Annotated in this window: 15 protein-coding genes; 11 read left to right on the top strand and 4 right to left on the bottom strand. The window is 45.5% G+C overall.

The window, feature by feature from the left end:
• Positions 1–20: 20 nt before the first annotated feature.
• From napF to galU, 3 genes are all read right to left on the bottom strand, one after another.
• On the bottom strand, positions 21–503 hold the full coding sequence (gene napF / locus ACHA99_RS03550; protein ID WP_263138116.1) for a ferredoxin-type protein NapF: 483 nt from the start codon (positions 501–503) through the stop codon (positions 21–23).
• Positions 504–595: 92 nt separating this feature from the next.
• On the bottom strand, positions 596–1,609 hold the full coding sequence (gene galE, locus ACHA99_RS03545; RefSeq protein WP_028760579.1) for a UDP-glucose 4-epimerase GalE: 1,014 nt from the start codon (positions 1,607–1,609) through the stop codon (positions 596–598).
• Entirely contained in the window at positions 1,609–2,517 is a 909-nt protein-coding gene (galU, locus tag ACHA99_RS03540) for a UTP--glucose-1-phosphate uridylyltransferase GalU (protein ID WP_028760578.1), read from the bottom strand. The genes galE and galU overlap by 1 nt, the downstream gene beginning before the upstream one ends.
• A 321-nt stretch (positions 2,518–2,838) precedes the next feature.
• Between galU and phhA the strand changes: the two genes are divergently transcribed.
• The 8 genes from phhA to ompW all read left to right on the top strand — a co-directional run bounded on the left by phhA (position 2,839) and on the right by ompW (position 10,531).
• Positions 2,839–3,639 (top strand): phenylalanine 4-monooxygenase, encoded by an 801-nt coding sequence (gene phhA, locus ACHA99_RS03535; protein ID WP_219250194.1) that lies wholly within the window; start codon positions 2,839–2,841, stop codon positions 3,637–3,639.
• Between the two features lie 131 nt (positions 3,640–3,770).
• Positions 3,771–4,109 (top strand): 4a-hydroxytetrahydrobiopterin dehydratase, encoded by a 339-nt coding sequence (locus ACHA99_RS03530; RefSeq protein WP_106650051.1) that lies wholly within the window; start codon positions 3,771–3,773, stop codon positions 4,107–4,109.
• A 268-nt stretch (positions 4,110–4,377) separates the two neighbouring features.
• Positions 4,378–5,916 (top strand): transcriptional regulator TyrR, encoded by a 1,539-nt coding sequence (gene tyrR, locus ACHA99_RS03525; RefSeq protein ID WP_113938940.1) that lies wholly within the window; start codon positions 4,378–4,380, stop codon positions 5,914–5,916.
• 384 nt (positions 5,917–6,300) lie between these two features.
• Positions 6,301–7,287: a fumarylacetoacetate hydrolase family protein gene (locus ACHA99_RS03520; protein ID WP_028760574.1), complete on the top strand. Its 987-nt coding sequence runs from the start codon at positions 6,301–6,303 to the stop codon at positions 7,285–7,287.
• An 87-nt stretch (positions 7,288–7,374) separates the two neighbouring features.
• The gene (maiA, locus tag ACHA99_RS03515) at positions 7,375–8,025 is read left to right on the top strand and encodes a maleylacetoacetate isomerase (protein ID WP_212600044.1); all 651 of its coding nucleotides are present in this window, start codon (positions 7,375–7,377) and stop codon (positions 8,023–8,025) included.
• Between the two features lie 86 nt (positions 8,026–8,111).
• Positions 8,112–8,402, top strand: coding sequence for a hypothetical protein (locus tag ACHA99_RS03510; protein ID WP_393941079.1), 291 nt, complete (start codon positions 8,112–8,114; stop codon positions 8,400–8,402).
• A gap of 52 nt (positions 8,403–8,454) precedes the next feature.
• Positions 8,455–9,111, top strand: a complete 657-nt coding sequence (locus ACHA99_RS03505; protein ID WP_393941290.1) for a nucleotidyltransferase family protein — start codon at positions 8,455–8,457, stop codon at positions 9,109–9,111.
• A 757-nt stretch (positions 9,112–9,868) separates the two neighbouring features.
• A complete protein-coding gene (gene ompW / locus ACHA99_RS03500) occupies positions 9,869–10,531 on the top strand; it encodes an outer membrane protein OmpW (RefSeq protein WP_168823143.1) in 663 nt (220 codons plus the stop codon).
• Between the two features lie 99 nt (positions 10,532–10,630).
• Here the strand turns inward: ompW and ACHA99_RS03495 are convergent, their stop codons facing one another.
• The gene (locus tag ACHA99_RS03495; RefSeq protein ID WP_028760569.1) at positions 10,631–11,374 is read right to left on the bottom strand and encodes an SDR family oxidoreductase; all 744 of its coding nucleotides are present in this window, start codon (positions 11,372–11,374) and stop codon (positions 10,631–10,633) included.
• A 117-nt stretch (positions 11,375–11,491) separates the two neighbouring features.
• Between ACHA99_RS03495 and ACHA99_RS03490 the strand changes: the two genes are divergently transcribed.
• The 3 genes from ACHA99_RS03490 to ACHA99_RS03480 all read left to right on the top strand — a co-directional run bounded on the left by ACHA99_RS03490 (position 11,492) and on the right by ACHA99_RS03480 (position 14,405).
• Positions 11,492–11,911 carry a YbaY family lipoprotein gene (locus ACHA99_RS03490; RefSeq protein WP_113938934.1) on the top strand — a complete coding sequence of 140 codons (420 nt, stop codon included), beginning with the start codon at positions 11,492–11,494 and terminating at the stop codon, positions 11,909–11,911.
• Between the two features lie 70 nt (positions 11,912–11,981).
• Positions 11,982–12,923, top strand: coding sequence for a homoserine O-succinyltransferase (gene metA / locus ACHA99_RS03485; RefSeq protein ID WP_028760567.1), 942 nt, complete (start codon positions 11,982–11,984; stop codon positions 12,921–12,923).
• A gap of 291 nt (positions 12,924–13,214) precedes the next feature.
• Positions 13,215–14,405 (top strand): acetyl-CoA C-acyltransferase, encoded by a 1,191-nt coding sequence (locus ACHA99_RS03480; protein ID WP_173245781.1) that lies wholly within the window; start codon positions 13,215–13,217, stop codon positions 14,403–14,405.
• Positions 14,406–14,480 lie beyond the last annotated feature (75 nt).

Below are 14,480 nucleotides of genomic sequence, written 5' to 3'. Positions count from 1 at the left end.
ATGCAATTACAGTGTTTCTATCAAGTTGGTCGTTTTATCTCAATGGCTTTGCTAGGGCAAGGAGCTACGCAGGCACCGCATCCAGTACAAAGATCAAGGTCTATTTTGGGGCTCGGAGCCTGACCAATACTGAGCACAAAGCTGATGGCTCTTGGTTCGCAGGCATCCTTACAACTTTGGCACCAGATCCCTTGAAAGGTTAAGCAGCTTTCTTGAACATGGGCTTGGTATTGCCAAGGTGCTTGAGTCAAATCGAAAATATTTTCAGGGCAAGCCTTAGCACACAGGGTACAAAATGTGCACTCATTGTCCTTAAAGGAGACTTCAGGAAATCCGCCATCACCTTTGATGATAATGTGAGTTTCACAAACCTCAAGACAGGCGGAACAACGGGTACACACATCGGTGAACTCGATATCATCACGTACCCAAGGCGGCCTTATCGCATTATCTTTACGCCGGCGAAAGAGGCTGCGACGGCTGTGATTAATACTTTGAGTCATGTTGCTCCTCGGGTGGTTAATGATGTAAAGCGACGGTATTTAGAGGGATAAAGAAAAATGGCTTGGGAGATTTCCACAAGCCATTCAAGTTATTAGCCGTTATAACCATTGGGATTGGTTGATTGCCAATGCCAGCTACTGTTGGCCATATCTTCTAGGGTATGAGTCGCTTGCCAGCCAAGATCTTCCCTTGCGTGGGTTGGATCGGCGTAGCAGGCGGCAATATCCCCTGGGCGACGTGGCGCAATTTGGTAGGCAATGGTGTTACCACAGGCTTTTTCAAAGGCCTTAACCATGTCTAATACACTATATCCTTGGCCTGTGCCTAAGTTATAGGTCACTAGACCAGGCTTAGTGGCCAATTTTGCGAGCGCTTTTAAATGGCCATTGGCTAAATCCACGACATGGATATAGTCACGCACGCCAGTACCGTCGTGTGTCGGATAATCATTACCAAACACGCTTAAGGCGGTGCGTTTACCCACGGCAACCTGCGCAATAAAGGGCATTAAGTTGTTAGGGATATCGTTAGGATCTTCGCCGATTAAGCCACTGGCATGGGCGCCAACCGGATTAAAATAGCGCAGACGGGCGATATTCCAGCTCGGATCGGCATTGTGTACATCTGCCAGTATATGTTCAACCATCAACTTAGACTGACCATAAGGGTTTGTTGCCCCTGTGGGAAAGTCTTCGGTAATCGGTAAACTTGCGGGATCGCCATACACAGTTGCCGATGAGCTGAATACGAGATTTTTTACCTTAAACTCTGCCATGACTTGGCAAAGGATAAGCGTACCCGTAACATTATTCTCATAATACTTAAGGGGTTTTGCGACGGATTCTCCCACCGCTTTTAATCCTGCAAAGTGGATAACTGAATCAATAGCATGATCGTTAAACACTTTCTGCAATAACGCTTTATTGAGAATATCGCCTTGATAGAAAGTAACCGATTTACCAGTGATCCGCTCGACTCGGTTTAAGGCTTCTATGCTTGAATTAGACAAGTTGTCCAATACAATCACATCATTACCAGCATTGAGCAGTTCTACTACTGTGTGGGTGCCAATATAGCCAGCACCACCGGTCACTAAAATCGTCATTACTTAATTCCTTTTACAACGGTTTTTAAATAGTGCGCAAAATCTTCACCGATTTCGCTGTGGCGCAGAGCATATTCAACGTTAGCACGCATATAACCTTGCTTGTTACCACAGTCGTGGCTCTTACCTTCCATGTAGTAAGCATTTACGGTTTCTTGCTTCATTAACATCGCAATCGCATCCGTTAATTGAATTTCATCGCCTGCGCCCGCAGGGGTTTTAGCCAGTAGTGGCCAAATGCTGGCAGGTAACACATAACGGCCTACAACGGCTAAGTTGGACGGCGCTTCATCCACGGCTGGCTTCTCAACCAGTTCGACTAATGGCTCAGATTCACCCGGTTGTAAATCATGACCATTCACATCGGCAATACCGTATTGGTTGACGACGTTATGTGGCACGCCTTCCACCATGATTTGACCGACTTGGGTTTCATCAAACAGGGCAACCATAGCGGCTAAGTTATCGCTACGAAGGTCACAGCTGGCTTCATCTATGATCACATCCGGTAGCAATACGGCAAATGGTGCATCGCCGACGACAGATTTAGCACACAAAATCGCATGACCTAAGCCTTTAGCTTGAGATTGGCGCACGCTGATCACTGTTACATCTTTAGGACAAATAGATTGTACGGCTTCAAGTAACTGACGTTTAACGCGGCGTTCTAATTGGGCTTCTAATTCGAAACTGGTATCGAAATGGTTTTCGATAGAGTTTTTACTGGCGTGGGTCACGAGTACAATTTCTTTGATCCCAGCCGCGATAGCTTCACTGACTACATATTGAATCAATGGCTTATCAACAACTGGTAACATTTCCTTTGGAATTGCTTTGGTCGCTGGAAGCATACGAGTGCCTAGGCCTGCGACAGGAATAACGGCTTTACGAATTTGATGTTGTTTCATTGCGAACCTTTTAGGTCAAGGAGATGCGGTTAATGGCCAATATTGTAAATGACCTGCACAGAAAAGCTATTTAGAAACGCTGAAAACTTAGGATATTTAAGTATTTTTACAGCGAAGTCGACGTAAGTTTTAGCAAAGGTAGCACAGAGCATCTAATCCAGCATGGGTGATGTGCACTTGCATGGCATTTTTAATACCCTTGTAATATTTGCTTTACGTTTACGTCACAGTAGTGGTGCAAGAATAAAGTGTGAGGGAGTTAACAAATTTAAAGGCTTAGATCACTATGGTTCCATGAGCGCTAGCCACTAAGTGAAGACTATGACGAAAGGAACAGAGTACATCGCTCACAGAGCTGATGACACAGGGTTTATCAACTACCCGCAAGAAGAACATGAGATTTGGAGCCAGCTTTATGCCCGTCAAGCGATAAACCTGCCTGGCCGTGCCTGCAAGGAGTATTTGCAAGGGCTAGATGCCTTGGCTATGCCAAAGGATCGTATTCCGCAACTTACTGAAATTGATACTGTATTGCAAGCGACCACCGGCTGGAAAACGGCAGCCGTACCTGCGCTTATTTCCTTCGGCCGTTTCTTTGAACTACTGGCCAATAAAGAGTTTCCTGTGGCGACATTCATTCGCCGTAAGGAAGAGTTTGATTACCTGCAAGAGCCTGATATTTTTCATGAAATCTTTGGTCATTGCCCTTTGCTCACCAACCCTTCATTTGCTAATTTTTCACATATGTATGGCCAATTAGGTTTAAATGCCAGCAAAGAAGAAAGGGTGTTTTTAGCGCGTTTATACTGGTTTACGGTTGAGTTTGGCTTGCTACAGCCTAAAGATGGCCCCTTGTGTATCTATGGTGGCGGTATTTTAAGCTCACCTGGTGAAACTTTATATGCAATGGAAAGTGACGTGCCAGAACGTCAACCCTTTGATTTATTGAATGTGCTACGAACCCCATATCGCATCGACATTATGCAGCCGATTTATTATGTGATTGAGCACATTGATATGCTTGATGAAATTGCCAAAATGGACATTATGAGTTATGTCACTAAGGCACGTCAGTTAGGTTTATTTGCTCCTAAATATCCTCCCAAAGCCAAGGCGAGCTAGTCTCGATTCGATGGATGGTTTGATGTTTTATTTGAGTCGCCATCTAATTTAGTCATGTGATTTAAGTAATTAATAAGTAATGAGTAAAGTGCAACTGAATATCCCTATTAATGTTGCCAACAGGAGTATGTATGACTGCGTTATCGAATATGAAATGTGAAGCGTGCCAAGCCGATGCACCAAAAGTGACCGATGAAGAGTTGGCAGAACTTATTCGTATGATCCCTGACTGGGGCGTGCAAGTGCGTGACGGCGTAATGCAGCTTGAGCGCGTCTACAAGTTTAAAAACTTTAAACTGGCGATGGCATTCACGAATAAGCTGGCGGATTTAGCGGAAGAAGAATTCCATCATCCCGGCATTTTCACTGAATGGGGTAAAGTGACTGTCACTTGGTGGTCGCACTCCATTAAGGGGCTACATAAGAATGACTTCATCATGGCCGCCAAGACAGACCAGTTACTAGGTTAATTATTTAATCAATTTAATCAGCATCTTAATGTGTTTTATGATGCTGATTTTTTCTTCCTGTTACAATTCAACTGTAAACTAGGCTTGCCACTTTCAGTTTAACCTTCTAACGTATACGGGCTCTGCTATTTCCCCTCATCGCTGACGTTTTCGTCAAGGGTAACGATTTGCCTAGCAAGCGTTATTTTTGTTGTAAAGCCTAAGGCGAAAAATAGCTCTGCACGGTTTATCCCCAAAATTCAAATCAAAAAAGGGAATATCAGTCATTATGCGCTTGGAAGTCAGCTGTCAGGATCGTGTTGGTTTAGCCAAAGATATCTTAGTCGTGTTAGAGCGTTATGGTATTAATTTAATTGCCATTGATGCCAGTAACCAAGGATTCCTGTACTTACAATTTGCCGAAATCAGTTTTGAAACCTTGAGTGCCTTGATGCCGCAGATCCGCAAAGTGGAAAGTGTCCACGATGTGCGTACGGTGTCATTTATGCCCTCAGAGCAAGAACATTACGCCCTTAAAACCCTGCTCAAAACCTTACCCGACTCCGTTTTTTCTATTGATGCCAAGGCTCGTATCCGTATCGTTAATGAGTCCGCATTGCTCAATATTGGCATGGGTGAGCACGAAGTGCTTGAAGAGTCGCTTAATCATTGGGTGCAAGGTTTTAACTTCAGCCGTTGGTTGAGTGAAGCACAAGTATTGCCACAAGCGGCGCGAGTTCAAATCGGCCCAAACGAATATTTAGCGGAAATGCTGCCGATTTACCTACCCGATGAGGATGAAAAAACCATCTTGGTTGGTGCTGTGGTGTCGCTGAAATCCCCTGCGCGCGTTGGAAAACAGTTTAACGCGCTGCAGAACCAAACCACTGGCTTTGAAAATGTATTAGCCAGCAGTGACAAGATGAAGGAAGTGCTTAAGCAAGCGCGGCGTATGGCCCAGCTCGATGCACCTTTGTTGATCACGGGTGAAACGGGTACTGGCAAAGAATTAATGGCCAGAGCTAGCCATGATGCGGGGATGCGCCGTGAAAAACCCTTTATCGCTATCAACTGCGCCGCTCTGCCCGACAGCGCTGCCGAAGAGGAATTATTCGGTTACGTTAGTCAGGGCAAAGTCGTCAAACGAGGCTTTTTTGAAGAAGCTAAGGGTGGCACAGTATTTCTCGATGAAGTGGCGGAAATGTCTAGGGCGGCTCAAGTTAAGCTGCTACGGCTATTGCAAGATGGCACTTTTAGACGCATAGGGGGCGATGAAGAAGTGCGTGCTGATGTACGAATTATTTGCTCGACCCAGAAAAATTTAGCTGAACTATGCCAAACCGGCGAGTTTAGGGAAGATTTGTATTATCGCATCCATGTGCTGAGTTATCACATCCCGTCCTTACGCGAGCGTAAAGTCGATATTATTCCACTGACGGAAATGTTCCTTGAACATTACAGTCAACAGTTGTCTAGCCCTGTTCGGCGGATTTCGGCCCAGTGCCGCGATCATTTGCTCACCTACGCTTGGCCAGGTAACGTACGCCAATTAAAGAACGCGGTATTTAGAGCCGTGTCTATGTGGGACGGCTCGGCCGAGTTGACGGTAGAACAGCTGAAATTGCCGTCATACGCCGAAGGTTTTGGTTACTTTGATAATGAGTTTGAAGGCAATCTCGACGATGCAATGAAGCAGTTTGAAGCGAGTCTGTTGCGTCGATTATATCCGGCCTACCCGAGCACTCGCCAGTTGGCGAAAAAGCTAGGTGTATCACACACAGCTATTGCTAATAAACTGCGTGAATACAAGATAGCCAAGCGCCGTTAGCCAGAGTCTCGTTGGGTTGACACAGTCAATGTAACAGTATCGTTCCACTTAGTGGCCGACTTTTCAGGCATATTGCTTACCGAGATATTGATAAGCGGGAACTAGGTTATAAACGTAATGATTAGTTTACAAAATGTGAAATAATTGACCTAAATGTGATTTTGGTCACGCTATAGGAATCTTGAGCTGCATCGGGTATTTCTACGCGCAACAAATACGTTAAAACAAGTAAAAAAGCATGCCTCGTTGGCGCGGAATGCGTAACGTGTATGCCCTTAATGAGTCAAAAAGTCCGATTTAAATCGCCGAATATAAGCTGGGTGACGTCGCGCGTTTTCCAGCACAATAAAATTGTACACCTAGCCGAAGAGCACTGGAGCCAATATGAAACTTGCAAGTTATAACAATGGTCGTCGTGATGGTCAGTTGATGTTAGTCAGCCGCGATCTCACTAAAACGGTTGCCGTTCCTGCCATTGCCCACACTATGCAGCAATTACTCGATGGTTGGGATTTACTGAGACCGCAATTGCAAGAATTGTACGATGCGTTAAATGAAGGCATGTTAGATAACGCGCAAGCGTTCGACGAAGCTAAGTGCTTGTCGCCATTACCGCGTGCTTACCAATGGGCCGATGGTAGCGCTTATGTGAATCACGTTGAGTTAGTCCGTAAAGCCCGTGGTGCAGAAATGCCAGAAACCTTTTGGACAGATCCGTTGTTTTATCAAGGTGGCTCAGATAGCTTTATTGCCCCTAAAGCGGATATCCCATTGGCGAGTGAAGACTGGGGTATCGATTTCGAATCTGAAATTGCGGTTATTACCGATGATGTGCCTATGGGCGTGAGCACTGACAATGCAGCTAAGCACATTAAATTGTTGATGCTAGTTAACGATGTGTCATTGCGTAACTTGATCCCTGGTGAGTTGGCGAAAGGCTTTGGTTTTTTCCAATCTAAACCATCGAGCAGTTTTTCGCCTGTGGCTGTGACACCGGATGAATTGGGTGTCCGTTGGGAAGATTCGAAAGTGCATTTACCGCTGATCACCTATTTAAATGGTGAATTATTTGGTCGTCCGAATGCAGGCGTTGATATGACCTTCAATTTCAGTCAGTTAGTTTCGCATGTTGCAAAAACCCGTCCATTGGGCGCAGGCGCGATTATAGGCTCTGGTACTATTTCTAACTATGACCGTAGCGCAGGTTCGAGCTGTTTAGCGGAAAAACGTATGTTAGAAGTGATTGCCGAAGGCAAAGCCACTACGCCATTTATGCGTTTTGGTGACACAGTGCGTATCGAAATGCTCGATGATAATGATGTAACCATTTTTGGTTCTATCGATCAAAAAGTGGTTGAATACAAAGCCTAAGGCTTTCCCTTAAAGGGCGACACCGACTCAAACTAACGGGGCTTAATTGCCCCGTTTTTATACTGACTTTTATAAGGACATGAAAATATGAAACTTTACGGTTATTGGCGTTCCAGTGCAGCCTATCGGGTTCGAATTGCCCTTAATCTCAAGGGGATTTCAGCCGAACAGTTTTCAGTGCATCTCGTACGTGATGGCGGCGAGCAACATAAAGCGGCCTACATTGCGCTTAATCCTTTAGAGTTAGTGCCAACCTTAGTGGTGGATGATGAGCTGGATGTGGATGCCTTGTCGCAATCTTTAGCGATTATCGAATATCTTGATGAGATACATCCACAGTCGCCATTATTGCCTGCATCGGCTCTTGAACGTGCCCACGTGCGCGCTATGGCACTTACGGTCGCCTGTGAAATTCACCCATTAAACAACTTGCGGGTATTGCAGTATTTAACGCAAACCTTAGGTGCTGATGACACCGCCAAAAATACTTGGTATCACCATTGGGTCGCAAGTGGTTTTACGGCCTTAGAAACCTTGTTAACACGGCATAGCGGTCGTTATTGCTTTGGAAATGCAGTGACATTAGCTGATTTGTGTTTAGTACCGCAGGTGTATAACGCCCAGCGTTTTAATGTGGATTTAACGCCTTATCCCAATATCATGCGCGTGTGGGCTGAGTGTAATCAGCTTGAAGCCTTTGCCAATGCTGCGCCAGAGCGCCAAGCGGATGCGGTGTAACGAATTGCGTGGATACGGTTTTTACGAATAGAAAGAATGGATGATGAGGCTTGCTTTGCGAGTCTTATCTCAGCGATGGAGTTTAAATGCTTTTCAGTAAAAAATGTCCGTATTGCAAAGGTAAACTCGGCGCTAAGGATGTGCCGATTAAGGAAGGACGCTGCTGCCACTGTGATAAGCCGATACTGTACAAATTCAATATAATAAAATGGATGCTACTGTTCGTGCCTATCTATATTGTTAGCGTTAATCTGCTAGACAAAGATGTACATGGTTTTTGGATTTGTGTTGCGGTGATGGCACCTATTTATAGTTTCGTTTCACTACTCTGTCATGAGGTCGTAAAGTGCCCAGAAATCGATGGCGAAGTGGAGTAAGCCTAATGTCTTTCCCGTGTTTTTATCTGATATTGAAGCGGGCGATACTGTTATGAGTGGTGCTACGGGTAATGTTATGAATGATGCAATGAGTGAAGCAGCGCTAGAGCATCAATTACTCGAATGGATAACTCAAGACTGCGAGCGGGTGAGGGCGCTTGAACTCGCGCTTCAATGTGCCAAAATACACTCAATGCCGAAGTGGTGTCTGGCGGCGGGATTTGTCCGTAATTTAGTCTGGGATCGCTTGCACGAATTTGAGTTGAGTCCACTGAACGATATCGATCTGATCTATTTTTGCCCTTTAGATATTAGCCCTGAGCGGGATCTGGCGATTGAAGCCTATCTTCATCAGCTTGCCCCTGAGTTACCTTGGTCGGTTAAGAATCAGGCGCGCATGCATAGTCGCAATCAAGACATGGCTTACACATCTTGTATTGATGCTATGGCCCATTGGCCAGAGTTAGAAACTGCGGTTGGGGTGTGTTTAAAATCTCATGTTGAGACAGATACTCAGGTAGATGAAGAGACTGATCATCATTGCACGCATTACGGTATTGAGCTGGTGGTTCCCTTTGGGCTGAACTCCCTGTTTGCCCTCAAATTGAGCGCCAATCCAAAGCGATCATTACCCGTGTTTCATCACAGAGTCGCGACTAAGGGCTGGCTAACTCGCTATCCTTTGCTTACGTGTTGTTACTCAAGCTAATCTTCTCACTTTCTTATTCGTTTAGTCTAAAACAGACTTAACCGCCTCACACTATCATTCCATGCAATCTAGTTATCTAACATGATAGGTATCATCCTCAAGCCGTTTTTATTTATCCATTTTCTGTTTTTATCCTAATACCAATCGTATTAAATATCTGTTCATTCAGCGGGAGTTCAACGCGCTTTAGACAAGGCTAAGGCTTGAAGGCATAGTGGTACTCTGTCGAAAGCCTTAAACGCAGTATAAAGCGCGTTGCCCATGTAGTGAACATCAGCCGCCCTTCGGGAGCCACACAGGCATCCCACTCCGGTGTTGCATTGACTTAAAAGGGAATAACCATTTTTGCGTCAATGCGCCTTGGATTGAGATGCCTGTGAGGCTCTGAACTGATTAGATATTTAATGTGATTGGTATCATTTAACCCGTCTCTATAATTTGAAATTAATGTTCAAATAACCTCTTAGTTAAGTGCTTTTTATTGTTACTAAAATGTTTATGGTGTTGTTGGTCACTACCTCTTGCGGAAGTTATTAGTGATGGCTAATACAACACTTAGCTCACAGAAAACAAAGGGGTATTATCAATAAATGTTTGAATTTCGTGATTCAGCTCCCATGCGTGGTACCTATAAGTGAGTATTACTCACTCACTTTGATTTGGATCAATAAATCAGCCGCATATCTCTGGCAGTGTAGGCGTCAATTGTTAAGGATGTAATACAAAACAAAAACCTATGTTGTACATATGGAGTATGATGATGAATAAAAACACTGTTTCTACACTGGTCGCTGCCACCCTTTTAGCCGCTGGTTTTTCTGCCTCTGTATCGGCTCACCAAGCGGGTGACATTATCGTTCGTGCGGGTGCTGTGGTTGTTGCGCCAAATGAATCAAGCCAAGATGTAGTTATACCTGGTGTAGGCAATCTTGGTGAATTCCAAGTGAGTAATAATACTCAAGTGGGTTTGAACTTCGGTTATATGTTGACTGATAACTTCGGGGTTGAGTTATTAGCAGCAACGCCTTTTAGCCACGATGTCTCTTTGGCTGGCGTAGGTAAGATTGCTGAAACTAAGCATTTACCACCCACTTTAGTGGCGCAGTACTACTTTGGTGATGCACAGTCTAAATTACGCCCATACGTGGGTGTTGGTGTGAACTATACTAATTTCTTCGACAATGAGTTTACTAATGATTTAGGTGGTGCGTTAACGGATTTAAGCATGAGCACTTCTTGGGGCTTAGCGGCACAAGCGGGTGTTGATTATCAAGTTAACAAAAACTGGTTAGTGAACGCTTCCGTGTGGTACGCCAAAATTGATAGTGACGTTAAATTTAAATACCAAGGTACCCCAGTTACCATCGAAACCGATATTGATCCATGGGTTTATATGGTCAGCGTGGGTTACACTTTCTAATCCACTGATTAGATAAGCGTAAAAAAGGAGCCTTAGGCTCCTTTTTCATTTCTGCACTTTTTATCGCGCCATGTTCTGTTCCACTTAGGCTAAGCCGATTTAGCGCTTTGGCTTTTTTGCTTTCCAGTGGCGAGTGTTATAGATAAATTCGGGTAATAACACAGTAAGCCAAGCGACGAGGCGCCAGCGTTTGGTCACATAGACGCGGCGTTTGCCTTGTTTCATTGCCTTGATGATTTGTGCTGCGACTTGTGGCAATGGTGCAAGCCACATCGCACTTTGCTGCATAGCGGCTTTATCGAGCAAACCAAGTTGGATATCGGTAATCGTAATCGGTAGCTTAAGGCGCTGAGCATGCATACTTAAGCCCTCAAGGTAATTCTGCCCAAAGGCTTTTGAGGCGTGATAGGCCACACTCGGCCCGCCGCGCAGGCCCGCAATCGAGTTGATTGCCGCCAGTTGTCCATAACCTTGCTCGCGAAATAGTCTAAATGCCGTATTGCAGATGGCAGCAAAACCTCGCACATTGACATCGATAATGTCTTGCTCCGGTAGCCAAGGCAACTCGGGGTCATAGCTATTGAGGCCAGTATTGACTAAGACTAAGTGCGCGCCGCCAAGAGTTTGCCAGACTGATTCAAGTTGATTGATGATGGCTTGAGGTTGTTCAATTTGAAGTGCAAAAACTTGTACTTTTGTTGGCAAGGATAAGGCAAAATCGCGCAGTGATTCTGGATCTTGGGCGAATAAGACTAATTCAACCTGCTGATCTGCCAATTGCTTTGCAAGTTCACGACTTAATTGTGAGCTAGCTCCCACAATGATTGCAGTTGCTTGGGTCATAGATTTTTCGGCAACGAAATGGTGGCTTATGATAGAAAGTTATGTTCATCAAGACAAGATTTATAGCTTGGGCGTATGGACATCTAGAAGTCTTTATGTATGATTAGGAGAAACAAAATGAACAAATGGTTGCGTTTAAGCGCATTGAGATTAACAGCCTTAGCATTAATGGCCATCATGGGGGTGTTATCGGGTTGTGCAACACCGAATGCTATCGTTGAGATAAAAGGCGAGACCTTATATCGCGAACGGATAGCCTTACCTGCCGATGCTAAGGTCATAGTGCAACTGCTTGATGTCTCAAAAATGGATGTGCCAGCCATAGTGATGGCGGAGCGCGTACAACAAGGTGCTGCGACACCCGCGCCATTCAGTTTTGCGATTGGTAGCGATCAGTTCCAACCCGGTCACACTTATGCCATAGGTGCACGGATTATGTTGGGTGATAAGTTATTGTTTATTAATACTCAAGCCTATCATATTGATCTCAATTCCACTGAGCCAATGACGATACTGCTAGAGAAAGTCGGTGGCTAGTTAGCTCGCTCAGAAGTGAGCTGACATACGCGCCGAATCCGTTAGTATTTACGAACAGAAGAGGCGCGGTATGCCGGTTAGAATTCCAGATCATCTGCCCGCAGCAGGGGTGTTAGAGTCAGAAAATATTTTCGTTATGTCCGAGACGCGGGCGGCGAATCAAGATATCAGGCCGATGAAGGTGCTGATTTTGAACTTGATGCCGAACAAAATCGAGACTGAAACCCAGTTATTGCGCTTACTGGGCAACACGCCTTTACAAGTCGATGTGGATTTACTGCGCATTCACGACAAAGAGTCCAAGCATACTTCCATCGACCACATGAATACTTTTTACCGTGATTTTGAAGCCGTGCGCCATAAAAATTACGACGGTCTTATCATCACGGGCGCGCCGCTTGGGCAAATCGATTTCGAAGATGTGGTTTATTGGGATCATATCCGTGAAATCATCGACTGGTCCCAAGAGCATGTCACCTCAGTGTTGTTTTTATGCTGGGCAGCCCATGCGGGCTTGTATCATCTCTATGGTTTAAATCGAAAAATATTGCAACAGAAGCGTTCTGGCGTATTTGTACATAGGCGCACTTGTCAGCATTTCCCACTGTTACGTGGTTTTGATGATGAGTTCTTTGCACCCCATTCGCGTTTTGCTGAGATGGATGTGGAAGAAATTAGGCAACACCCGCAGCTGCAAGTGTTAGCGCAGTCCGATGAAGCCGGGGCCTATTTGGTATTAAGTCGCAATAACCGTAACTTGTTTGTAATGGGGCACCCTGAATATCAAAAATCGACTTTAAACGATGAATACCATAGGGATTTAGCCCAAGGCTTAACGCCAAATGTGCCACAAAACTATTATCGAAATAATAATCCAGAAGCCGAAGCCATTGCCCGCTGGCACAGCCACGGTAGTTTGTTGGTCAGTAATTGGCTCAATTATTACGTTTACCAGTTAACGCCTTATGACTTAAGTGATATGACGGCGATGACGCCGTGGGAATCGCGCTAAGGTTTTTTTTAGCCTTTTATAGTGATGTGGTCACATGGATGTGACCTAAGCTGATACCCAAAAGCTCTTAATTTATCTCTCCCTTAGATTCTGTTGTCCACGCTTGACTGCGCTTAATCCCTGCCTCGCTGTAAATCCTTACTGACAATTTTCACCCGATAAAATCGACACATTAGACCAAGGAATACTTGCTTTACGTTCGCGTAAACGTCAGAGTGGTTTTATTGTCGATTTTATTAAACGTCCCGAGGCTAGCACTAGGCCTCGTGGTCAATTTAGGTTGGAGCCTGCATGAGTACTGAAGCGTTAAATCAAGATATTGTTATTGTTGCCGCTAAACGCACCCCTATGGGCGGGTTTCAAGGCAGTTTGTCATCCGTTGCATCACCGGCTTTAGCCGCGACAGCCATTAAGGGCTTGTTGGCGGAGACTCAATTAGCGGGTGAGCATGTTGATGAAGTCTTGATGGGCTGCGTATTACCCGCTGGTTTAGGTCAAGCGCCTGCACGTCAAGCCACTTTAGGTGCGGGATTACCCTTATCCGTTGGTGCGACCACAGTGAACAAAGTCTGTGGCTCAGGCATGAAGACGGTCATGTTAGCCCATGATTTGATTAAAGCGGGCAGTGCAAAAGTCGTGATCGCTGGCGGTATGGAAAGTATGAGCCAAGCGCCGTATCTTTTGGATAAAGCTCGCGGCGGCATGCGCATGGGCCACGGCAAAGTGCTCGATCATATGTTTTTAGATGGTCTTGAGGATGCTTATACTGGCGGCGCCATGGGAACATTTGCCCAGAAAACCGCCGATGAATTTGGGATCACTCGTGAGCAGATGGACGCCTTTGCGCTAAGTTCGCTCGAAAAAGCCAATGCCGCGATTAACTCGGGTGCCTTTAAAGCCGAAATTACCCCAGTTACTGTCAGCGATCGTCGTGGTGATGTGACTATCGATACCGACGAGCAACCTGGTAATGCCCGCCCAGAAAAAATTCCTACGCTGCGCCCAGCTTTTACCAAAGATGGCACTATCACAGCGGCTAACTCTAGCTCTATTTCCGATGGCGCAGCGGCATTGATGCTGACCTCTCGCGGCGAAGCTGAGCGTTTAGGCTTAGCGGTATTAGCCACCATTAAAGGCCACACGACCCACGCCCAAGAGCCTTCACTCTTTACCACTGCACCTGTCGGCGCTATGGCGAAATTGCTGGCTAATGTGGGTTGGTCAACGGATGACGTCGATTTATTCGAAATCAATGAAGCCTTCGCCATGGTGACTATGCTTGCCGTGTCTGAACTGGGTTTAGATGTGGCTAAAGTTAACGTCAATGGCGGCGCCTGCGCCTTAGGTCATCCTATTGGTTGCTCGGGTTCACGTTTACTAGTGACCTTAATCCATGCTTTAAAAGCCCGCGGCCTTAAACGCGGTGTCGCCTCGCTGTGTATCGGCGGTGGTGAAGCAACAGCGATGGCCATTGAGGTCTAATCGCAAAGGTTTTTGTCAAATCAGGTTTTAGTTAAATCAACAAGACGGGGCTGGCAAGGGCAATCACTTCCCTTG

It is taken from the genome of Shewanella sp. S23-S33, from assembly GCF_043359565.1.
GTDB lineage: Bacteria > Pseudomonadota > Gammaproteobacteria > Enterobacterales > Shewanellaceae > Shewanella > Shewanella oncorhynchi.
The sequence above is the reverse complement of the archived record's forward strand: the minus strand, read 5'-3'. Positions and strand labels throughout refer to the sequence as shown.